Annotated in this window: 13 protein-coding genes and 1 pseudogene; 4 read left to right on the top strand and 10 right to left on the bottom strand. The window is 72.9% G+C overall.

What is annotated here, in order from left to right:
* Window position 1: 1 nt before the first annotated feature.
* The gene (gene pepN, locus ACQPZA_RS29420) at window positions 2-2,590 is read right to left on the bottom strand and encodes an aminopeptidase N (RefSeq protein ID WP_169399423.1); all 2,589 of its coding nucleotides are present in this window, start codon (window positions 2,588-2,590) and stop codon (window positions 2-4) included.
* Between the two features lie 157 nt (window positions 2,591-2,747).
* Here pepN and ACQPZA_RS29415 point away from each other — a divergent pair, with 157 nt between their 5' ends.
* On the top strand, window positions 2,748-3,374 hold the full coding sequence (locus ACQPZA_RS29415) for a mycothiol-dependent nitroreductase Rv2466c family protein (RefSeq protein ID WP_433275386.1): 627 nt from the start codon (window positions 2,748-2,750) through the stop codon (window positions 3,372-3,374).
* A gap of 88 nt (window positions 3,375-3,462) precedes the next feature.
* On the opposite strand, the gene ACQPZA_RS29410 is transcribed toward ACQPZA_RS29415, so the two are convergent.
* Entirely contained in the window at window positions 3,463-3,897 is a 435-nt protein-coding gene (locus ACQPZA_RS29410; protein ID WP_433275385.1) for a CBS domain-containing protein, read from the bottom strand.
* A gap of 725 nt (window positions 3,898-4,622) precedes the next feature.
* Between ACQPZA_RS29410 and ACQPZA_RS29405 the strand changes: the two are divergent.
* Together ACQPZA_RS29405 and ACQPZA_RS29400 are read left to right on the top strand one after the other, a co-directional pair.
* Window positions 4,623-4,886 (top strand): annotated as a pseudogene (locus ACQPZA_RS29405) (transglycosylase family protein); the annotation flags it as partial.
* An 86-nt stretch (window positions 4,887-4,972) separates the two neighbouring features.
* The gene (locus ACQPZA_RS29400; RefSeq protein ID WP_433275384.1) at window positions 4,973-6,556 is read left to right on the top strand and encodes a protein kinase domain-containing protein; all 1,584 of its coding nucleotides are present in this window, start codon (window positions 4,973-4,975) and stop codon (window positions 6,554-6,556) included.
* A gap of 22 nt (window positions 6,557-6,578) precedes the next feature.
* On the opposite strand, the gene ACQPZA_RS29395 is transcribed toward ACQPZA_RS29400, so the two are convergent.
* Complete coding sequence (locus ACQPZA_RS29395; RefSeq protein ID WP_433275383.1) at window positions 6,579-8,468, bottom strand: S9 family peptidase; 1,890 nt, start codon at window positions 8,466-8,468, stop codon at window positions 6,579-6,581.
* A 3-nt stretch (window positions 8,469-8,471) separates the two neighbouring features.
* Window positions 8,472-10,253, bottom strand: coding sequence for an N-acetylglutaminylglutamine amidotransferase (locus ACQPZA_RS29390; protein WP_169400507.1), 1,782 nt, complete (start codon window positions 10,251-10,253; stop codon window positions 8,472-8,474).
* A gap of 145 nt (window positions 10,254-10,398) precedes the next feature.
* Between ACQPZA_RS29390 and ACQPZA_RS29385 the strand changes: the two genes are divergently transcribed.
* Window positions 10,399-11,190, top strand: a complete 792-nt coding sequence (locus ACQPZA_RS29385; protein WP_433275382.1) for an LLM class flavin-dependent oxidoreductase — start codon at window positions 10,399-10,401, stop codon at window positions 11,188-11,190.
* A 16-nt stretch (window positions 11,191-11,206) separates the two neighbouring features.
* Here ACQPZA_RS29385 and ACQPZA_RS29380 read toward each other — a convergent pair whose 3' ends face one another.
* The 6 genes from ACQPZA_RS29380 to ACQPZA_RS29355 all read right to left on the bottom strand — a co-directional run bounded on the left by ACQPZA_RS29380 (window position 11,207) and on the right by ACQPZA_RS29355 (window position 20,781).
* Entirely contained in the window at window positions 11,207-13,783 is a 2,577-nt protein-coding gene (locus ACQPZA_RS29380) for a glutamate--cysteine ligase (protein ID WP_433275381.1), read from the bottom strand.
* Window positions 13,784-13,919: 136 nt separating this feature from the next.
* The gene (locus ACQPZA_RS29375) at window positions 13,920-14,561 is read right to left on the bottom strand and encodes a TenA family protein (protein WP_211173969.1); all 642 of its coding nucleotides are present in this window, start codon (window positions 14,559-14,561) and stop codon (window positions 13,920-13,922) included.
* A gap of 12 nt (window positions 14,562-14,573) precedes the next feature.
* On the bottom strand, window positions 14,574-15,323 hold the full coding sequence (locus ACQPZA_RS29370; RefSeq protein WP_433275380.1) for a 2-phosphosulfolactate phosphatase: 750 nt from the start codon (window positions 15,321-15,323) through the stop codon (window positions 14,574-14,576).
* Between the two features lie 83 nt (window positions 15,324-15,406).
* Window positions 15,407-16,615 (bottom strand): Cmx/CmrA family chloramphenicol efflux MFS transporter, encoded by a 1,209-nt coding sequence (locus ACQPZA_RS29365; RefSeq protein ID WP_433275379.1) that lies wholly within the window; start codon window positions 16,613-16,615, stop codon window positions 15,407-15,409.
* Between the two features lie 227 nt (window positions 16,616-16,842).
* Window positions 16,843-18,792, bottom strand: coding sequence for a potassium transporter Kup (locus ACQPZA_RS29360; RefSeq protein ID WP_433275378.1), 1,950 nt, complete (start codon window positions 18,790-18,792; stop codon window positions 16,843-16,845).
* 78 nt (window positions 18,793-18,870) lie between these two features.
* Complete coding sequence (locus ACQPZA_RS29355; protein ID WP_433275377.1) at window positions 18,871-20,781, bottom strand: molybdopterin biosynthesis protein; 1,911 nt, start codon at window positions 20,779-20,781, stop codon at window positions 18,871-18,873.
* Between the last annotated feature and the right edge of the window lie 30 nt (window positions 20,782-20,811).

Here is a 20,811-nt window from a genome sequence, read left to right as displayed (position 1 = left end):
GTCAGCTCCGGTCGAACTCCCGTGCTCCCAACGCCCGGACGATCCCGGCGCGGCCCTCGGACACGAGCCGCCGCAGCGCCGGCGGGTGCGACTCGTCGGCCAGCCAGGCGTCCGCGGCCGTCACCGTGGACTGCTCCACGGCCCAGGACGGGAACAGCCCGAGCACCACTGACTGCGCCCGCTCGCTGGTGCGCCGGGACCACACCTCGGCCACGTCGTCGAAGTAGCGCTGGACGTACGCGCCGAGCATGCCGCGCTGCGCCGGGTGGCTGAAGCCGCTGATGATGGCCTCCTGCACGGCGTTGGGGATCTCGTCGTCGTGCACGGCGCGCGCCCACGCCCGTTCCTTCGCCTCGGCCGTGGGCACCAGCGCGCGGGCGCGCTCGGCCTGCCGCTGGCCGGTGGACGTCGGGTCGCGCTGCAGCTCCTCGTCGATCTCGGCGTCGCCCGCGGCTCCGTGGGCGACCAGTGCGTGCAGCAGCCGCCAGCGCAGGTCGGTGTCCAGCGTGAGCCCGTCGGGAACGTCGGGGTTGTTCTCCGGCCGGCGCAGCCAGCCCGCCATCCGGTCGACCACGCTGCTCGGCAGCACGCTCGCGGCGAGCGCGTTGACCGTGGTGAGCTGGGCGTCGGAGCCCGCCGGGGCGGTGTCGAGCCGGAACCGCAGTGCGTCGACGAGCAGCGGCCAGCCGCGGTCGCTCGCCCACTGCGCCTCGGCGTAGGAGGCCAGTGCGGTCTGGGCCTGCAACAGCAACCGCTGCACGACCCCGATCTCGGACTCGGCTCCGAAGCCGCCCGCGACGAGCGCGACGAAGTCGCGTGCCTTGAGCTCGGCCTCCCTGGTCATCTCCCAGGCCGCGGACCAGCACAGGGTGCGCGGCAGCGGTTCGGCGATGTCGCCGATGCGATCGACGAGCGTGGCGAGCGAGTCGGGATCGAGGCGCAGCGCGCAGTAGGTGAGGTCGTCGTCGTTGACCAGCACGAGCTTGCCGCGCGGCACGCCGACCAGCTCCGGCACCTCGGTGCGCTCACCGGTGACGTCGACCTCGACCCGGTGGGTGCGGACGAGCTTGCTCCCGGCCTCGTCGTCGGTGTCGTCGTAGACGCCGACCGCGATCCGGTGGGTGCGCACCTCCCCGGCTCCCGGCCGGGCACCGCCCTGCACCACCTCGAAGCGGGTGAACCGGCCCTCGGCGTCGACCTCGAACGAGGGCCGCAGCAGGTTCAGGCCGGTGGTGCGCAGCCACTGGGCGCCCCAGCCCGACAGGTCCCGGCCCGACGACTTCTCGAGCGCTCCCAGCAGGTCGTCGAAGGTGGCGTTGCCCCAGGCGTGCGCCTCGAAGTAGCTGCGCAGCCCGGCGAGGAACGGTTCGAGCCCGACGTAGGCGACGAGCTGCTTGAGGACAGAGGCGCCCTTGGCGTAGGTGATCCCGTCGAAGTTCACCTCGACGGCCTGCAGGTCGGGGATGTCGGCCGCCACCGGGTGGGTGGAGGGCAGCTGGTCCTGCCGGTACGCCCACGACTTCTCGACGTTGGCGAACGTGGTCCAGGCCTCGGTGTACTCGGTGGCCTCGGCCTGGCACAGCACCGACGCCCAGGTGGCGAACGACTCGTTCAGCCACAGGTCGTCCCACCAGCGCATGGTGACGAGGTCGCCGAACCACATGTGCGCCATCTCGTGCAGGACGGTCTCGGCGCGGCGCTCGTAGAGGAAGCGCGTGACGCGGGAGCGGAAGACGTAGTCCTCCAGGAACGTCACCGCGCCCGCGTTCTCCATGGCGCCAGCGTTGAACTCCGGCACGAACAGCTGGTCGTACTTCCCGAACGGGTACCGCACGCCGAAGTTGCGGTGGTAGAAGTCGAAGCCCTGCCTTGTCTCGGTGAACAACCGGTCGGCGTCCATGTGCGGGGCGAGCGAGGCGCGGCAGTAGATGCCCAGCGGGATCTCGCCGTGCGCGTCGGAGTAGGTGGCGTGCCAGTCGGCGTACGGGCCGGCGATCAGGGCCACCAGGTAGGTGCTCATGATCTCGCTGGTGGCGAAGCGGTGCACCGCGGCGCCACCCGCTCCGTCGCCGGTGTGCTCGATGACGGCGTTGGAGATGACCTTCCAGTCCGCGGGGGCGGTGACCGTCAGCGTGTAGCGGGCCTTGAGGTCGGGCTGGTCGAAACAGGCGAAGAGACGCTTGGCGTCGGCGGTCTCGAACTGCGAGTAGAGGTAGACCGCGCCGTCCACCGGGTCGACGAAGCGGTGCAGGCCCTCGCCCGTGTTCATGTACCGGCCCGTGGCCTCCACCCGCAGCTCGTTCTCGGCGGCGAGTGCGGGCAGGGCGATGCCGTCGTCCTCGCGGTAGCCGGAGACGTCGAGCGGCTCGCCGTTCAGGGTGGCCGAGGCGACCCCGGCTCCCACGAAGTCGATCCAGCTGTCGGCACCGGGCTCGCGGGACCGGAAGCGGACGGTCGTGGTGGTGGTGAACGTCGTCTCGCCGGCCTTGCCGCCGCCGTCGGTCAGGTCGAGCTCGACCGCGTAGTCGGCGACCTCCAGCAGCGCGGCTCGCCGCTCGGCGTCGGCACGGGTCAGGTTGGGCGGGGGCATACGGTCTCGGCACTCCTACATCCGGTCGGCTCATCACGGCACAGTGGCTGCCGATCCAACCACGAGTCCGTGCCGGATGCGTCGGAATCGGCGGAGCGGGAATCTCGCCGCCGATCACACGGTTGATGCGGGTAGCTAACGACCTGGTATGTGCTCGATGGGAGAAACCGTGACGAGCTCCGAGACCGCCCACGTCGACTTCTGGTTCGATCCGCTCTGCCCCTGGGCCTGGATCACGTCCCGCTGGATGCTGGAGGTTCGCGAGGTCCGCGACGTCAAGATCGACTGGCACGTGATGAGCCTGTCGGTGCTCAACGAGGGCCGCGATCTCTCGGAGAACTACCGCGAGACGATGGACCGCGCGTGGGCGCCGGTGCGCGTGGCGATCGCCGCGGCCCGTGACCACGGCCAGGAGATCCTCGAGCCGCTCTACACCGCCCTCGGCACCCGCATCCACAACCAGGGCAACAAGGACTTCGACGTCGTCATCAAGGAGGCGCTCGCCGAGCTGGAGCTGCCCGCGTCGCTGGCCGACGCGGCCACCAGCACCGAGTTCGACGAGGAGCTGCGCGCCAGCCACAACCGTGGCATGGAGCCGGTGGGCCTGGACGTGGGGACCCCGACGATCCACATCGACGGCGTGGCCTTCTTCGGTCCCGTGATCTCCCGTATCCCGCGTGGCGAGGATGCCGGCCGGGTCTTCGACGGTGCCCGGCTGCTGGCCAACTACCCGCACTTCTTCGAGCTCAAGCGGACCCGCACGGAGGGCCCCGAGTTCGACTGAGGCCCCGAGTTCGACCGAGACACGGCGCTCCCGCACACCGGGCCGGTGTGCGGGAGCGTTGCTCGGGAGAAGCGTGGGCCTCGGCGGGTCAGTAGCGGGCGATGACCACGTCGCGCAGCACGCCCGTCTCCAGCTCCATCTCCTTGAGGCGGTTCTTCACGAGGTCGCCGATGCTGACCATGCCGACCAGCTCGCCGTTGACCACGACGGGCAGGTGGCGGTAGCGCCCCGCGGTCATCCTGGCCATCGCCTGGGCCACCGTCTCGTCGGGGGCGCAGGTGCTGACGTGGCGGGTCATGACCTCGCTGACCTGTTTGGTGAGCAGCGCGGCACCGTCCCGGCCGAGCGCGCGGACGATGTCGCGCTCGGACACGATGCCGCGGATCGCGTGGTTCTCGTCGCAGACGAGGACGGCGCCGACGCCGAGCCGTCCCAGCCGTTCGGCGACCTCGCCCACCGTGAGCCACGGCAGTACGGAATGCACGGTCCGCCCCTTTGCGGCGAGGATGTCCGAGATCTTCATTTGCTCTCCGCCTTCGCAATCGTCGTCATAGCACTCCCGGACCGATGATCCTCCGTCACCCCCTCTTACGGGTGGCTCGGTCGCCTTGGTCACCCTCACGGCGTACGACTGGTGAGGAATGCCGGAATCGGTGCGCCCAGTGGTCGTCGGCGCGGCCGCGGGCGTCCTCCCCGGATGATCGGTAACGGACGTGAACTCCGCTGCGGCGGAGCCCGCGCCCGGTGGACGCGCCCGGAGCGCCCTGACCTGCGCAGGCTCCGCCCGTCCGCCACGGGACGGCAGCGGCCCCGATCGCCTGCTGCGCCGTTCGGCCCCGGGCGGGCGACCGGCCTGCCTAGCGTCCGCCCGTGCCTCGCCCGCTCCCCTCCGGTGCCGTACTGCCGCCGGTGCTCGCCGCGCTCGCGGTGGCCGTCGTGCTGGGCGCCGTCTTCGGGGCGCGTGCGGCGGGGGAGGCCGCATCGGAGGCCGCATCGGAGGCCGGGGTGGAGGCCGCCGCCAGGGTGCCGGGATGCGACGGCTACGTCACCGGCGCGGCGGTGCGGGCGCGCAGCGGTACGAGCGCCGAGCCGGGCAGCGGGACGCTCGCCGAGGCGCTGGAGAGGTGCCGGGACCGCCTCGAGCCGGCGCCGTCCCCGGCCGCGCCCTCCCCGCCTCCCGCTCCTCCGCCGCCCGCCCCGTCGCCCCCGGCGGCTCCACGGCCCGCGCCTGGGCCGCCCCCGGCTGCCCCGCCGGCCGGCGACCCGGTGTGGGACCGGCTGGCCGACTGCGAGTCCTCCGGCAACTGGGCGATCGACACCGGCAACGGCTACTCCGGTGGGCTGCAGTTCGATTCCGCCACCTGGCGGGAGTACGGCGGCGGTGAGTTCGCCGCCGCGGCGCACCGGGCCACGCGGGAGCAGCAGATCACCGTCGCCACCCGGGTGCGTGACGACCGGGGTGGGTACGGGTCATGGCCCGCTTGCGCGCGCAAGCTGGGTCTGCCGTCGTGACCATGCCGTGATCCAGCCGTGATCACGGAGCGCGACCGGGACCGTGTGCACAGCAGCAGGAGTGGCCATCGCTACCCTGACGGGCGATGAGCGAGCGCTCGCAGTCCGAAGAGACCCCCATCCGCGTCGGCAATAGGTATCGCCTGGACGAGCGGATCGGGGCTGGTGCCATGGGCGCTGTGTGGCGCGGCACCGACGAGCTGCTCAACCGCACGGTCGCCGTGAAAGAGCTGCTCGCGGCCGCGGTCGCCCCGGGGCCGGGAGGCGACGACGCCCTGGAGGAGTCGCGCCAGCGGATCCTGCGGGAGGGCCGCATCGGTGCGCGGCTGCAGCACCCCCATGTCATCAGCATGTTCGACGTGGTGGTGCACGAGGACCGGCCGTGGCTGGTGATGGAGTACCTGCCGTCGAAGTCGCTGGCCCAGGTGCTCGGCGAGAAGGGCGCGCTGGGGCCCCGGGAGGTCGCCGACGTGGGCCGCCAGGTCGCCGACGGGCTGGCCGCGGCCCACGTGGCCGGGGTGGTGCACCGCGACGTCAAGCCGGGCAACGTGCTCCTCGCCGAGGACGGGCGCGTCAAGCTCACCGACTTCGGCGTCTCCCGTGCCGTCGACGACGTGCAGCTCACCCGCACCGGCCTGATCGCAGGCACCCCGGCGTTCCTCTCGCCGGAGGTCGCGAGGGGCGGCGAGCCGACGGCGGCGTCCGACGTGTTCGCGCTCGGCGCCACGCTGTACGCGGCGGTGGAGGGCACCCCGCCGTTCGGCCTCGACGACAACGCGTACGCATTGCTGCACAAGGTCGCGATGGGCGATGTGCGTCCCCCCAAGCAGTCCGGCCCGCTCACCGGCGTGATCATGTGGCTGCTCAACACCGATCCGGCCGAGCGTCCCTCGGCCACGCAGGCCCGCGACGCGCTCGCTGCGGTCGCGGAGGGCCGCTCCGGGGGTCCTGCGGTGCCTGCTGCTGCGGCGGCGCTCACGGCGACCAGGGTCGCCTCCACCGCCACGATGGAGGCCGCGCCCCCGGCGTCGCCGCCATCCGCCCCGCCGTCCACGCCGGCCGCGCCGATGCAGCGCCCGGAGCCCGGTCCCCGCCGCAGGCCGTCGATGCCCGTGGTGCTGGCGATCCTGGCGGTGCTGCTGGTGGGCGGCGGCATCACCGCCGCCATCCTGGCGTCGCGCGGCAGCGGCGACCCGACCCCGCCGCCTGCCGTCCCGCCGGCCGCCAGCGCCACCGAGGCGCCGCCCACCGCCACCCCCGAACCCACCGCGGAGCCCACGACTCCGCGCACGGAGCCCACCCACACGCCGAGCCGTACGGCGGAGCCCACCACCAGGGCGGAGCCACCGCCGCCGAACCAGGCGCCGCCGAGCGACCCGGTCGCGTTCGTCCAGAACTACTACTCCCTGCTCCCGGGCAACACCGACGCGGCGTGGGCGCTGCTCAGCCCCACGGCGCAGCAGCAGTCCAACGGCCGCGGGGGATTCGACGGCTTCTACGCGACGCTGCAGTCGGTGCGTGTGGAGAACGCCCGGCAGGTCGGCGACAGCACCGTGGAGGCCACCGTGGTGTTCACCGAGAAGAGCGGCACCACCACCCGCGAGGCCTACCGGTTCGTCATCGGTACCGACGACAACGGCCGGACGATCATGGAGTCGTTCAGCAAGTAGCGGGGAGCGGGGCGCGGACCGCTCAGGCGGTCTGCTCCCCGACCTCGTTCAGGTGCGCGGTGACCCACCGCACGACCTCACGGACGAACACCATCTTGTTCTCGGTGCCGCGCACCTCGTGGCCCTCGTCCGGGAACAGCAGGAAGCCGGGGGACGCCCCGCGCTCGCGCAGCGCGTCCACCACCTGAGTGGCCTCCACGAGCGGCACGTTCGTGTCGTGCGTGCCGTGCACCACCAGCAGCGGCGCGGTGATCCGGTCGATGCGGTGGATCGGGGAGAGCTCCCGCAGCAGCGCGGCGTCGGTGTGGGGGTGGCCGTACTTGGTGGTGGCCGCCTCGGCGATCCACGGCTCGGTGCAGGCGTAGAACGTGGCGAAGTCGGAGATGCCGCAGATGTCGACGCCCACGCCGAACAGCTCAGGGAACCAGGCCAGCGAGACGAGCGCGAGGTAGCCGCCGTAGGACCGGCCCGAGACACCGACCCGGCCCGGGTCGGCGAGCCCGGCCGAGACCAGGAAGCCGACGGCGGCCCGCACGTCGGTGATGGCGACGAAGCGCCGGTCGTGGTCGTCGGCGGAGGCGAAGCTGCGGCCGTAACCACCCGAGCCGCGCACGTTCGGCGCGAAGACCGCGACGCCCTCGGCGAGCAGCGCCTGGAACAGCGGTTGGAAGGTGGGCCGTTCCTGGGCCTCAGGGCCGCCGTGCAGCCACAGCAGCGTGGGAAGCGGTCCGAGTACACCCGATGGCCGGAACAGCCACCCGGACAGCAGGAGGCCGTCCTCCGCCCGGAACTCGTGCAGCGTGGGCGCCACGAGCGCGTCGTCGACGTTCGCCACCGCCGGCAGGAGCGGCGTGGCGTCGGCGTACGTGTCGAGCCCGATCCGGCTCAGGTGCGGCGGCACGGTGGGGCCCTCGTCGGCGGCGAGCAGGGCATGGCCGTCGCGGCTGAACGCCAGCCCGGTGACGACGTCACCGGGCACCGGCACCACGGGCTCGAGCATCCCGGAGCGCAGGTCGAGCAGCTCCACCTCGCTGCGCCCGTCGACGTTCCAGACCAGCGCGGCGCGCGCCCCACCGGGGTCGAGTGCCACGAGGTCGAGGTCGTCGTCGGGGCGCTCCGCGATCGGGTAGACGGTGGACACGCCGCTGCTGCCCCGCAGGGTGACCGCGAGCAGCGCGGGCCGTTCGCGGCCCGCGTCGCTGTGGACGTAGAGCTGACGGCCGGTGACGCCGAACCGCGCGTCCGCGACGGTGGCGCCGCCGGGTAGGAGCTCCGTGCGGCGACCGGAGCGCAGGTCGACCAGCTCGAGACGGCGCTCGCCGCGGCGCCCGAGCCGGACCACCGCGCGCCTGCCGTCGCCGCTCACGGCGCAGACCTTGGCGGCCGGACCGGCGGCGAGCACGGTGGAGGTGCCGTCGCGCAGGTCGACCAGGCAGGCCTGCCCGTCGCCCGCGCCTTCCGGGAAGACCGTGATGCCGAGCTGGCGGCCACCGTGCGACCACGCCCCGAGCGTGACGGCCGCCGCCCCGGGCGCGAGCTCACGCGTCTGCATGCCGTCGGGGGAGACCAGCTGCACGCGGGTGCGCTCGCCGCCGTACAGGGCGGTCTGGCAGGCGAGCCAGGTGCCGTCGGGCGACCAGGTGAGGGCCTGCACGTCGCCGTCGGTGGGCAGCGGGGCGTCGGGCTCGACGATCGGGCCGCCGTCGGGTGGCAGTGGTGCCACCCAGGCGCGTGGCCTGCCGTCGCGGTCGGAGACCCAGGCGATCATCGCTCCGTCGGGCGAGGGCACCGGATTGAGGTAGGCGGTGGGGAACAGATGGCCGTAGGGGGCAGCGGCGAGGTGCGCGTCGGCACCACCTGCCAGCCGCGCGAGTCGCCGCTCGGTGAAGTCCGACACCCCTACCTGATCCATTCCCTACAGCCCCCTCTCCTGAAGCCACATCTCGAGCAGCGCCACCTGCCACAACGCATTCGATCCGAGGTTGGTTCGCGCGGTGTTCGGGTCGGCGAGCATTGTGTCCAACCAGTCCCGGCGCACCAGACCGCGGGCCTTCGCCACGGGGTCGGTGACGGCGTCGCGTACCCGGTCGAGGAACGGTCCCTCGAGGTGTCGGATCGCCGGCACCGGAAAGTACCCCTTCGGCCGGTCGATGATCCCGTCGGGGACCACCCCGCGGGCGGCCTCCTTCAGGACACCCTTGCCGCCGTGGGCGAGCTTGAGATCCGGGGGGCAGGCCGCGGCCAGCTCCACGAGCTCGTGGTCCAGGAAGGGGACGCGGGCCTCCAGGCCCCACGCCATCGTCATGTTGTCCACGCGCTTCACCGGGTCGTCGACCAGCATGACGGTGGAGTCCAGCCGGAGCGCGGCGTCGAGTGTCTCGTCGGCACCCGGCGCGCCGAAGTGCTCGGCGATGAACGCGCGGCTCGGGTCGTGGTCGAGCAGCCACTCCGGTTCGAGGATGCCCGCGAGGTCGGAGTGGGGCCGGTCGGTGAACTGCTCGGCGTAGGCCGCGACCCCCCGGTCCCGGGCCACGCCTGCCAGCGGCGGGTACCAGCTGTACCCGGCGAACACCTCGTCGGCGCCCTGCCCGGACTGCACGACCGTGACCGACTTCGACACCTCCTGTGACAGGAGGTAGAACGCCACGCAGTCGTGGCTGACCATCGGTTCGGCCATCGCCGTGATGGCCTCGTCCACGGCGGGCAGCATCCGCGCGGGGTCGACGAGGATCTGCTGGTGGTCGGTGCCGAAGTGCTCCGCGACGAGGTCGGAGTACTCGAACTCGTCGCCCGCCTCGCCCGCCGCGGCGTGGAACCCGACGCTGAACGTCTTGAGGCCGGTCTGGCCCTCGGCGGCGAGCAGGGCGACGACCAGCGAGGAGTCGAGCCCGCCGGAGAGCAGCACGCCGACGGGGACGTCGGCCACCATGCGCCTGCGCACCGCGACCTTGAGCGACTCCAGCACCGCGTCGCGCCAGTCGCGTGCGGTCATCCCGGCGTGCTCGGGACGGCGGGTGTGCTCCGGGCGCCAGTAGACGTGGTCGGTGCTCGTGCCGTCGGGCCGGATCGTCCGCACGGTGGCCGGGGGGAGCTTGCGCACGCCGCTGAGGATGGTGCGCGGAGCGGGCACGACCGAGTGGAAGCTCATGTAGTGGTGCAGGGCGACCGGGTCGATCGAGGTGTCGATGCCGCCGCCCTCGAGCAGCGCGGGGAGCGAGGACGCGAACCGCAGCCGTCCCGAGCCCTCGGTGAGGTAGAGCGGCTTGATGCCCAGCCGGTCGCGGCCCAGCGTCAGCACGCCGGTGTCGCGGTCGGCCACGGCGAAGGCGAACATGCCCAGGAAGCGTTCGACGCACGCCGGGCCCCAGTGCTTGAACGCCTTGAGCAGGACCTCGGTGTCGGACGTGGAGAAGAAGCGGTACCCGGCGCCCTCCAGCTCCTTGCGCAGCTCCCGGTAGTTGTAGATGAGCCCGTTGAACACGGCGGCCAGCCCGAGCTCGGGGTCGACCATCGGCTGGGCCCCGCGCTCGGAGAGGTCGATGATCTTCAGCCGGCGGTGGCCGAGCGCGATCGCACCGGTCGAGTACACCCCGGACCCGTCGGGGCCGCGGCGGTGCATCTCGGCGGTGATCCGGGCGACGGCTTCCACATCGGGATCACCGCCGTCGAACCGGATCTCACCGGCGATACCGCACATGCGCGCGTCCTCTCGCTCGTCGGCGCCCGGAGCGTCCGGACGTCGAAGGTTGAGTGGACGATGCGGCGGCCCGCCTGCGCAACCCACGGTTTGTTTCCAGTGTGTGACCAGAATCTCTCTGGACGCACCATGATGGACTTGCGCCATGAAACAACCGACTCTCGGCATCACGTTCCGTCCGCAGTCACCACCCGAACGTCTCCGTGAGGTGGCACTCGCCGCCGAGGCCGCCGGAGTGAGCGAGCTGTGGCTCTGGGAGGACTGCTTCCTGGAGGGCGGGCTCACCGCGGCCACCGCGGCGCTCGCCTGGACCGAGCGGCTGCACGTCGGGATCGGCTTGCTGCCCGTCCCGCTGCGCAACCCGGCCGTGACCGCGATGGAGATCGCCACGCTCGCCCGGCTGTTCCCCGGCCGGTTCATGCCCGGGCTCGGGCACGGCGTCCTGGACTGGATGGCCCAGGTGGGGGCCAGGGCCGCGTCGCCGATGACCCTCCTGCGCGAGCACAGCAGCGCCGTCTACCACCTGCTGCACGGCCGGACCCTCGACGTCGACGGCCGCTTCGTGCACCTGGAGCAGGTGACGCTCGAGTACCCACCCTATGTCGTGCCGCCGCTGCTGATCGGCGGCAGGGGACCGAAGACCCTGCGGCTGGCAGGCGACGTCGCCGACGGCGTCATCCTCGACTGCATCACCTCGGCGAGCCAGGTCCGCGACGCTCGGAGGCACGTGGCGGAGGGCCGGTCAGCGGGCGGCCGGACCGGGCCGTTCCGCACCGTCGTGTACATCGAGCTGGACACCGCCTCCGCCGGGCTGCAGGGGCAGGTCGCCGACTGGGCGGCGCAGCTCGGAGCCGTGGGTGCCGACAGCGTGGTGTTCCAGGCGACGGGGGAGAACCCCGACCCCAGGCCTCTGTTGGAGGCCTGCGGCTCCCGGTAGCTCCGCCCGCTCCCTGTCAGCGCAGGACCCAGGTGTCCTTCGCCCCGCCGCCACGTGAGGAGTTGACGATCATGCTGCCGGCGGGGGCGACCCGGCTGAGCGCCGCCGGCAGCACGTCGACCTGGGTGCGGTCGCCCAGCCGGGACTGCAGCACGAACGCCCGCAGGTCCACGGCGCGCGGCTCCAGCCTGCCGCCGGAGAACGTCGGGTGGGTGGACAGCCGCACCAGGTCCTGTGCCACCCATCCGGCGGGGTCGGTGCGCACGGCGTCGGCCAGCTCCGCGAGCTCCGCACGGTCGGCGTGCGGCCCGATGACGATGCCCTGCCCCCCGTAGCCGTCCACGGGCTTGAGCACGAGCTCGTCGAGCCGGTCGAGCACCTCGGCGCGGCTGTCCGCGTCGACGCACGGGTAGGTGGGGACGTTGTCGAGCAGGACGTCCTCGCCCAGGTAGTAGGAGATCATCTGCGGCACGTACGCGTAGACGAGCTTGTCGTCGGCCACGCCGTTGCCCATGGCGTTGAGCAGCGCGACGTCGCCCCGCGCCACCGCGTTGCACAGTGCCCGTCCGATCGGGCGCATGTCGGCGCCCTTCGCGCCCAGCAGCGCGCGCTCGTCGAGCCGGCGGTAGAGGGCGGAGAGCCGCTGCCGGGCGCCGGAGCCCACGAGGTAGACGCCGTCCTCGGTGACCTGCAGGTCCCGCGGCGTCACCAGCGGGATGCCCATCCGCTCGGCGAGGAGCCGGTGCTCGAAGTACGCCGAGTCCGCCGGCCCGGCCGAGAGGAGGGCGACCTCGCCGAGAGCGGGGTCGTCGGACCCGGTGGCCGAGAGCAGGGCCGAGTGCAGCTGCCCGGGCACCGGCTCCAGCCCCACGACGCCTGCCGGTGGCTCCAGGTCGGGCATCACACTGCGGACGAGGCGCCTGCTCGTGATCGAGTAGCCGATGCCGGAGGGCACCCGCAGGTTGTCCTCCAGCACGAGCCAGTGGTCGGCCCGGTCCCGGACGAGGTCGATGCCGGCCACCGCGATGCGCACGGCGTCGGCGGGGAAGAGCTTCCCGAGGCGGCTGCGGCCCGGCGCGTCGCGCACGACCTGGGCCGGGATCACCCCGTCGGTGACGATCTGCTGCTTGCCGTAGACGTCGCGGACGAACTCCTCCAGCGCACGCACCCGCTGAGTGAGCCCGGCGGTGAGTCCGGACCAGTCCTCGGCCGTGACGATGCGCGGGATGAGGTCCAGCGGGAAGAGCCGGTCCGGTTCCCCGTCGCCCACCCGGAACGTGACACCACGGGCGCGCTGCTCGGTGCGCAACGCCGACTCGGCGGCCGTGAGGCCACGCGGCCCGAGCCGGTCCAGCGCCCGGAACATCCAGCCGTAGTGGGGCAGCACCGTGCCACCCGCGCTGACGGCCTCGTCGAACGCGCGGGTCTCGGACCCGTCGGCGTGGTAGCCGACGAGCAGCTGGGGGGTGCTGGGGACGGTGGGGGCCGGCTCGTGGGCGGGCGAACGGCCCTGCGTGTGGGCGAGCAGCGAGTCGACCACGTCGGTGAGCTCACCGCGGCGGCCGAACGCCCGGCGCTGCACGGCGGCGCCACTGCCGCGGGCCAGCGTGGCCTGCGACAGCTCCAGCACCTGCTCCCAGTCGCCGAGCTCCTCCAGTTGCGGGCGGAGCTGGTTGACGAGCTGGCCCACCAGCAGCGGCGGCGCCACCAGCGCCGGCCCGACGAGGTCGACGAGGTCGCCCTCCAGGCCCGAGCGGGCCGCTCGCCAGGTGGCGGCCCTCAGCAGCTCGTGGCGCGACTCGGGCAGGGGCACCCCGGCCGCGAAGTCCTCCCTGGCCTTGCCGACCAGCGCGCGGAAGAGCCCGGCGATGAGCACCACGTCGTCCACCTGGGGACAGGCGTCACAGACCCGCAGCTCGACCGTGGGCAGGTGGGCGCTGGGCCGGATGTCGAAGTAGACCATCCCGGGGTCGCTGATCGTGCCGGACGCGATGAGGTCGGCGACCATGGCGTCGTACTCCGCCGCCGTGGACACCGTGGCAGGCGGGCCCGCGGTGGGCCAGCGCGACCACACCATCGACCGGTAGCTGGCGTAGCCGGAGTCGTGACCTCGCCAGTACGGGGAGCTGGCCGAGATGGCGAGCAGCAGCGGCAGGTAGGGGGCGACGCGGCGGACCACCTGCACGGCCTCGTCGCGGTCGGGCACGTCGACGTGGACCTGGGCGCCGCAGATGTGCTGCTCCCGCACCAGCATCTGGTACTCGTGCTGCATCTTCTCGTAGCGGGCGCCCGCCGAGATGGCGTCCCCGGACAGCTCGGCGAGCGGGACGGTCCCCGCTGCCACCACGCCGAGACCGAGCGGCTCGGCCACGGACTCCAGGGTGGAGCGCAGCCGGTGGAGATGGCCGCGCAGCTCGTCGAGGGTGCCGCAGACGGGCGTGTTCGTCTCGACGAGGGAGCGCTGCAGCTCGGGCGCGAACTCGGCGCCGTCGAGCTGCGCGAGCAGCGCCTCGACCTCGGGCGCGGCGTGGCGGGTCTCCAGGTCGACGACGTGGAACTCCTCCTCCACGCCGAGCAGGGGGAGATCGCTCATGACGGCGACGCTAGGAGACGCGTGTTACGGCCGTGCTGCTGTGGTGCTACTCCGAGGTGCTTGCACACGCTTGCACTGTGCCCGTTCGTGCGCGGGACGACACACAGCGACACCCGGTCATGCTCGTTTCGTGTGATCAGCGGTAGGCGGCGTCGAAGAAGGCGAGCTCCAGATCGACGGTGCGGGTGAACAGCTCCCGCACCCGCTCCCGGTCGGCCGGTTCGAGGCCGGTGGCCACGCGGTCGAACTCGGACCGCAGGAACTCCACCCACGTCTCGAACGCGGAGCCCCGGTGGAGCTCGATCCACTCCCGCTGGAGCGGCTCGTCGGGTGCGGTGGCGTCGGGCCGGGTGGCCCAGTCCAGGTAGACCCACTCGGCGACGAGCAGCACGGTGAGGCAGGAGGCGTAGTCGGCGCTGCGCCGGGCGGTGTCCATCAGCTCGATGAACCCCACCGTGGGCGCGAGCAGCACGGGCTCGGTGCGGTCGGGGAGGGGGACGTCGAGCACGTCGAGTGCCCTGGCGAAGAAGTCGTTCTCCGGGCCGGCGACCACGCCGAGCTGGCGGGCGTGCACGATCCGGGCCTCCGGCCGGTCGGCGGTGGCGACGGCGGCCCCCATCAGCGCCACGAACGCGTCGACGAACTGGTGGTCCTGCACGAGGTACGTGGTGAGCACCGGGGGTGGGACCTGCCCACGCCAGATCTCGGTCACGAACCGGTGCCCCACGGCCGCGTCCCAGGTGGTGCCGGTCAGCTGCCGCAGCTCCGCACTGAACATCACCCCACGACCCTAGGCCGTGCCCGCCCGCAGCAGGCCGTCGACCAGCCGGGGTGCGAGCGCACTCGTGTCCAGAGCCGCGGCGAGCGTGACGTCGGCGCCGTAGCCGTCGGCGATCAGCTCCCGGCCCGAGCCGGTGGCGGCGAGCACGGTGGCGAGCCCATGGTCGCGTGCCGTGGCGAACTGGGCGGCGGCGAGCTCGGCCTCGGGCGAGCGCTCGGCTCCCGGCAGCGCCGCTGCGATCGCCCCGGCGCCGAGCGCGTCCTCCACGGCGACCCGCAGGGTGCCACCGGGCCAGCGCTCACCGGCCGGGACCAGCCCGATCGGCTCGCCCACCGCCAGCGCCGCCGCCGCCGTGGCCGAGGCGTTGCGCAGGCACCCGGCGAACAGCACCGCCCCGCTCCCGGCGACCGTGGCGCACAGCGTGGCCCCGTTGGGGGAGGGCAGCCCCAGCTGCGTGCCGGCCGGGAGGTCGACCAGCGAGGACGGCCGCAGTGACGGCCCGGTGCCCGACCGGGGGCCTGCGGGCTGCACGCCGAGGGAGTGGGCCTGGGCCTCGGCGGCGCCGGGTTCGGCGTAGCGCTGCGGGAGGACCGCAGCGCCCCGTCCGACCGCGACGTCGACCGAGGTGCAGAACGACAGCACGTCGACGACCACCACCACCGCGCACTCGGCGGCCAGCAGCTCGGCCCCCTCGAGACCCCACTCCAGCCGCACCCCGTACTCGCGCTGGCGGTGCTCCGGGCGGGCGTCGACGGGCATCGCGCCACCCTAGGTCCCGATCTTGTGGCGAACGACCGAGATCGACGTGGTGGGGGTGGGGAGCGGCGCGGCCGCAACCCCGCTCACGTCGATCTCGTCGGATGCACCTGCCCCGGGTGAGGTGGCTGGTGACCGAGGCGGGGTGCGACGACCCGCAGGAGCGGCAGGGCGATGAGCAGCGCGGCCGCAACCAGGAGAGCGCTGACCCAGACCGGTCCGAGGTCGCCGGCACCGCTTCCGAGAACCACTGCCGCGACGACAGGGCCCCCCGCTGCGCCGATGTTGAGCGCCGCGGTCGCGTACGACCCGCCCATGGTCGGGGCGCCCGCCACCTCGTAGAGCACCCTGGCGATCACGGTGCTGCCCAGCGCGAAGGACAGCGCGCCCTGCACGAGGACGAGGACCAGGAGCGCCACCGGGTGGGCGGCGAGGGTCGCCAGCGCGACCCAGCCCAGCAACAGCAACGGCCCGCCGACCACGATCACGATGCCGGGGCGCTGATCCGAGAGCCGACCCGCCGCGGTGACACCGACGAAGGAGCCCACACCGAAGAGCACCAGCGCGACCGGGACCCAGAGCTCCGGCAGGCCGGCGGTCTCGGTCACGATCGGTGCCAGGAAGGTGAACGTGGCGAAGGTGGCGGCGTTGACCAGCGCGCCGATCAGCATGACCAGGACCGGTCGGGGCTTCGCGAGCTGGGCGATCTCGGAACGCAGGGAAGGGCCCGCCGGAGCCATCGGTGCGGTCGCCCGCCCGGGGAGGCCCCGCACGATGCCGACAGCAGCGGGAAGGCAGAGCAGCGCGACCGCCCAGAAGGTCGCCCGCCAGCCCAGCAGGGTGCCGAGCACCGCGCCGCCCGGAACCCCGGCGACGGTGGCCACCGTGGTTCCGGACAGCAGGACCGCCAGCGCACGTCCCTTCTCGTCCGCCGCGACGAGCGTGGCCGCGGTGCTCAGTGCGACCGCCAGGAAGCCTGCGTTGGCCAGGGCGGCGATCGCCCGGGTGAGGAGGAGACCCGCGAAACTTGTCGTGAGTGCGCCCACGACATGGGCGGCGGCGAACACCAGCACGAAGCCCAGCAGGGCGGCCCGCGCAGGCCACCGGCGCGCCAGCGCCGCCATCAGCGGCGCGCCGACGATCATTCCGGCCGCGAACGCCGAGATCAGAAGGCCGGCGGCGCCGACAGACACGCCAAGGCCGGTGGCGATGTCCGGCACCAGGCCGGCGAGCATGAACTCCGACGTGCCCATGGCGAAGACAGCCACGGCGAGCAGGTGGAGAGGAAGAGGCATCGAGGACTCCGGGGTGAGAGAACCAGAAGGAGGCGTCTCGTCACCGCGGCCAGCGCCCAGGAGGTACCCGCAGCAGCCACCCCCGCGCAGCACGGGCTGCCGGGGTGCGAACTAGGAATTCAGTGGGTTCAGGGGGCTGACGGCGTGACCGGCAGCCCCACCCTGGATGCCTCAGGGCTCGACATGCCGCAGACCGTACTCACCGCGGCCGCTCGTCGCGCAACCGGTTACACGTCGATGGGCGAGCCCAGTGACACCACCTGGTGCGGCGGGAGGCCGAAGTACGCGGCGGGGCTCACCGCGTTGCGGCTCATGACGCAGAACAGCCGCTTGCGCCAGCGTGCCAGCCCGGGCTCCCTGGTGTGGGTGATCGTGATGCGGCTGAGGAAGTAGGTGGCGTGCTTGAAGTCGAGGTCGAGGCCCTTCTGGCGGGCGAGCCGCAGCGCGGCCGGCACGTAGGGCTTGTCCTGGTAGCCGAACCGCACGGTGAGGTGGAAGATCCCGTCGTCGGGGACGCAGGCGTCGTCGATCTCCAGGCGTTGGGACCGGGGTACGTGGGGGACCGTTACGTTCTGCACGTTGAGGACCAGGACGTGCTCGTGGAGGACGTGGTTGTAGCGGACGTTGTGGCGCAGCGCGAGCGGCGTGGTGCCGGCGTTCGCGTTGAGGAACACCGCGGTGCCCGGCACGCGGATCGGGGGGTCGTCGGAGGTGGCGACCCCGCGGACGAAGTCCTCGAGCGGGCCCTCCTGCTCGGTGCGCTTGCGCGTGACGATCTCGCGGCCGCGGTGCCACGTCATCAGGATGACGGCGACCGTGATGCCGATGATGAGCGGGAACCAGCCGCCCGAGAGCACCTTCGTCAGGTTCGCCGCCAGGAACGCGAGTTCGACGATGAGCAGGCCACCGGCGCCGATGACCACGAGCCACATGGGCGTGCCCCAGCGCCGCCGGGCGACCACGAAGAACAGGACGGTGGTGATCGTGAGGGTGCCGGTGACGGCGATCCCGTAGGCCGAGGCCAGTGCGGTGGACGACCCGAAGCCGATCACCAGGCCGATGACGGCCACGAACAGCACCCAATTCACGGCAGGCACGTAGACCTGCCCGACTTCCTTCTCGGAGGTGTGCCGGATCGTGAGGAACGGCAGGTAGCCCAGCTGCACAGCCTGGCGGGCCATCGAGAACGTGCCCGTGACGACGGACTGGGAGGCGATCACGGCGGCCGCCGTGGCCAGTATCAGCAGCGGGTACTGGCCCCACGATGGCGCCAGCCGGAAGAAGGGGTTGTCCGCGGCGCGGGGGTCGGAGAGCACGATCGCCCCCTGACCCAGGTAGTTGAGGATCAGCGCGGGGAACACCACCGCGAACCAGGCGTTGCGGATCGGGCGGCGGCCGAAGTGCCCGATGTCGGCGTAGAGCGCCTCCGAGCCGGTGATCGCCAGCACGACCGACCCGAGCGACAGGAACGCCGTGGGGAAGTCGTGGAAGAAGAAGGCGACGGCATAGGTCGGCGACAGTGCCCGGAGGATCCCGGGCTGCGCGATCACGTGGACGAGCCCCAGCACGCCCATCACCACGAACCAGAGCAGCATGACCGGCCCGAACGCCTTCCCGACCGCGCCGGTGCCGAAGCGCTGGCAGTAGAACAGGGCGGTCAGCAGGACGATCGCGATCGGGACGACCCACATCTTCAGCCCCGGACTGGCCACCTCCAGGCCCTCCACGGCGCCGAGCACGGAGATGGCGGGCGTGATCATCCCGTCGCCGAAGAACAGCGCCGCTCCGAGGACGCCCAGCCCGATCAGCAGCCACCGCGTCCGGGCGGCGAGCCGCTTCACCTGCTGGATGAGCGAGATCAGCGCCATCGTGCCGCCCTCGCCGTCGTTGTCGGCCCGCGTGACCAGGCTGACGTACTTGACGCTGACGATGATCGTGATCGTCCAGAACACGAGTGAGAGCACGCCGTAGACCGAGCCGGGGTCGGGTGTGAGCCCGCGGGTCTCGGTGAAGGTCTGCTTCAGCGCGTAGAGCGGGCTCGTGCCGATGTCGCCGTAGACGATTCCCAGCGCTCCGAGCGCCAGGACACCCGCCCCGGTCTTCCGCACCGCGGACGACGGTCCGTGCTGCGGAGCGGAGTCGGGCGAGTCCGGAGCGGTCTCCGGGGTCGAGACCATCAGGCGAGGTAGCGGGTCAGGTGGTCCATGTGCGCCCATTCTGCCCCTCTGACGTGCGCAAAGGGATTGAGCGATCCGTCACCGGATACGGTGACCGGTCTCCGCGCAGGAGTATCCGCCGAGCGCTTCCACCTCGGCGCGGAACGCGGGGCGCTCCAGCAGGGCCCACAGCGGCGCGAGCATCGCGTCGTCCAGACCCGACGTGCGCAGCACGAGGTCGTAGGGCTCCCGGGCGACGGGCACGAAGTCCAGGCCGAAGGCCCGGGCGGCGGCCAGGATGCCGAGCCCGGTGTCGGCCCGGCCCGCTGCCACCGCGGCGGCCACGGCGAGGTGGGTGTGTTCCTCCCGGGAGTAGCCGGTGACGGCGGCGGGGTCGAGGCCGCGCTGCGCCAGTTCGTGGTCGAGCAGCGCGCGGGTGCCCGCCCCCCGTTGCCGGTTGACGTACCGCACGTCGGTCCGCACCAGGTCGTCCACGCCGGACAGGCCGAGCGGGTTGCCCGGGGCCACGATCAGCCCCTGGTCGCGGTGCACGAGCCGGATGACGGCGATCTTGTCGCCGTCGAGGATCTTGTCCACGTATGGCAGCGTGTACTCGCCGGTGGCCGGGTCCAGCAGGTGCGAGCCCGCGATGTGGCAGAGGCCGTCGCGCAGCGCCACGAGCCCGCCGAGCGACCCGACGTTGGACGAGGCCAGCGTGACCAGCGGGTCGTCGGCCCGCAGCGCGGACGCGGCCACGTCCAGCACCAGGTCGTGGGAGCCGATGGCCACGATCGTGCGGCCGATCTCGCCGAGGCCGCGCAGCAGTTCGACCCGCACGTGCTCCCCGGCGTGGTGGCCCTCCAGCCCGGCCGGGACGACCAGCAGCCCGTCGGCGCGGACCAGCGACGTGAGCACCCCGGCGCCGCGGGGCAGCGGGGTGGCCACCACCTCGCCGCCGACGCGCCCGAGCCGCACCCGCACCCAGTCGTCCATCCCGACGTTCGAGGCGAGCTTGCGGGCCAGTCGGGCCGTGGTCGAGGGCCGTTCACGCGGTGCGGCCCCCTCGAGCGCGGCGAGCAGCGGGACGGCGAAGATGTCGAACGTCAGCGAGGCGGACACCGGGTAGCCGGGCGCGCCGAGCACCGGCGTCGCGTCCACGGCGCCGAGCACGACCGGGTGCCCGGGCCGGACGGCCACGCCGTGCACCGCGAGCGTGCCCGCGCCCGCGACGACCCGTGCCGTGTAGTCGTCACGGCCCGCGCTGGAGCCGGCGACGAGCACCACCAGGTCGGCCTCGGCGGCGGCGGCCCGCAGCGCTTCGGTGATCACCGCGGGGTCGTCGCGGACGATCGGCGTCACCCGTGCCTCGCAACCCAGCTCGCGCGCCTGCGCCGCGAGCATCAGCGAGTTGGTGTCGAGGATCTCGCCGGGGGCGGGCTCGGTGCCGATCGGGCGGATCTCGTCGCCGGTCGGGACGATCACCACGACGGGCGCGCGGCGCACGGTGAGCTCGACGGCTCCCGCGGCCGCGGCCGCGGCCACGTCGACCGGCCTCAGCCGGTGGCCTGCCGGGAGCAGCAGCTCGGTGGCGCTGATGTCCTCCCCGATCGAGCGCACGTGCTGGTACGGCGGCGTGGCCGCGCGCACCTCCGCGGTGCCGTCGGCACCGCGGTGGACGTGCTCGCGCATGACGACGGCGTCGTAGCCCTCGGGCAGCGGGTCGCCCGTGTCGACGACGGCGAAGTCGGCGAGCAGCACCGGTGTGGTCTCCGCCGCGCCCACCGTGTCGGCGGCGTGGACCGCGATGCCGTCCATGCCGGCGGAGTCGAACGCGGGGGAGGAACGGTGGGCCCAGACCGGCTCCGCCGTCACGCGCCCGACGGCGTCGCCGACGGGCACCCGCACCACGTCGACGCGCGCCGGACAGCCCGCGGCGGCGCAGCCCTCACGCCAGGCGTCGAGCGCCGCGGCGGCGGGGACGTCGGACACGAACGGCGAGTCGGCGACCACATGAGCGACGGTACGACCCTGCGGGACGGC

Origin of the sequence: Pseudonocardia xinjiangensis, from assembly GCF_050948425.1 — a bacterium.
GTDB lineage: Bacteria > Actinomycetota > Actinomycetes > Mycobacteriales > Pseudonocardiaceae > Pseudonocardia > Pseudonocardia xinjiangensis.
Note: the sequence above shows the minus strand (reverse complement) of the source record. Positions and strands in the feature narration are given on the sequence as shown.

What these genes read in the sequence shown, in the direction of transcription:
- ACQPZA_RS29375 (WP_211173969.1), bottom strand. Translation starts at nt 14,561, where the DNA reads ATGTTCAGTGCGGAGCTGCGGCAGCTGACCGGCACCACCTGGGACGCG.
- ACQPZA_RS29370 (WP_433275380.1), bottom strand. Translation starts at nt 15,323, where the DNA reads ATGCCCGTCGACGCCCGCCCGGAGCACCGCCAGCGCGAGTACGGGGTG.
- ACQPZA_RS29400 (WP_433275384.1), top strand. Translation starts at nt 4,973, where the DNA reads ATGAGCGAGCGCTCGCAGTCCGAAGAGACCCCCATCCGCGTCGGCAAT.
- ACQPZA_RS29415 (WP_433275386.1), top strand. Translation starts at nt 2,748, where the DNA reads ATGGGAGAAACCGTGACGAGCTCCGAGACCGCCCACGTCGACTTCTGG.
- ACQPZA_RS29365 (WP_433275379.1), bottom strand. Translation starts at nt 16,615, where the DNA reads ATGCCTCTTCCTCTCCACCTGCTCGCCGTGGCTGTCTTCGCCATGGGC.
- ACQPZA_RS29390 (WP_169400507.1), bottom strand. Translation starts at nt 10,253, where the DNA reads ATGTGCGGTATCGCCGGTGAGATCCGGTTCGACGGCGGTGATCCCGAT.
- ACQPZA_RS29385 (WP_433275382.1), top strand. Translation starts at nt 10,399, where the DNA reads ATGAAACAACCGACTCTCGGCATCACGTTCCGTCCGCAGTCACCACCC.
- ACQPZA_RS29395 (WP_433275383.1), bottom strand. Translation starts at nt 8,468, where the DNA reads ATGGATCAGGTAGGGGTGTCGGACTTCACCGAGCGGCGACTCGCGCGG.
- ACQPZA_RS29410 (WP_433275385.1), bottom strand. Translation starts at nt 3,897, where the DNA reads ATGAAGATCTCGGACATCCTCGCCGCAAAGGGGCGGACCGTGCATTCC.
- ACQPZA_RS29380 (WP_433275381.1), bottom strand. Translation starts at nt 13,783, where the DNA reads ATGAGCGATCTCCCCCTGCTCGGCGTGGAGGAGGAGTTCCACGTCGTC.
- ACQPZA_RS29360 (WP_433275378.1), bottom strand. Translation starts at nt 18,792, where the DNA reads ATGGTCTCGACCCCGGAGACCGCTCCGGACTCGCCCGACTCCGCTCCG.
- pepN (WP_169399423.1), bottom strand. Translation starts at nt 2,590, where the DNA reads ATGCCCCCGCCCAACCTGACCCGTGCCGACGCCGAGCGGCGAGCCGCG.